This window comes from Cognatundibacterium luofuense (genome assembly GCF_018139685.1).
Classification (GTDB): Bacteria; Pseudomonadota; Gammaproteobacteria; order Burkholderiales; family Burkholderiaceae_D; genus Undibacterium; species Undibacterium luofuense.
The window spans coordinates 1-283 of sequence record NZ_JAGSPN010000635.1; the positions used below are offsets into that span (position 1 = coordinate 1).

The 283-nt window shown below is 56.9% G+C and carries 1 pseudogene; it reads right to left on the reverse strand.

What is annotated here, in order from left to right:
* Positions 1–283: pseudogene (locus KDM89_RS21975) on the reverse strand (LysR family transcriptional regulator); the annotation flags it as partial.

The following is a 283-nucleotide window of genomic DNA, read 5'->3' on the forward strand; positions in this document are numbered from 1 at the left end:
CATGACCGCGTCGTGTACATTCAGTGCCAGCAGCCGGCTGTTGATTTCGCCAAAGGCTTGCTCCAGTCCAGTCAGCCAGCGGGGTACATAGGTCAGCGACAAGGTATGCGGTACCGCGAAATCCACCGTAGTCTGCGTACTGGTACGCTTACCGCGCAACAAAGCACGCGCATTATTGATCTGGCCCAGCATTGCAATCGCCTGTTCATAAAACACTTCACCCGCATGCGTGAGCCGGGTTGGGTAGGAAGTGCGGTCGATCAGATCACTGCCCAGCCAGGCT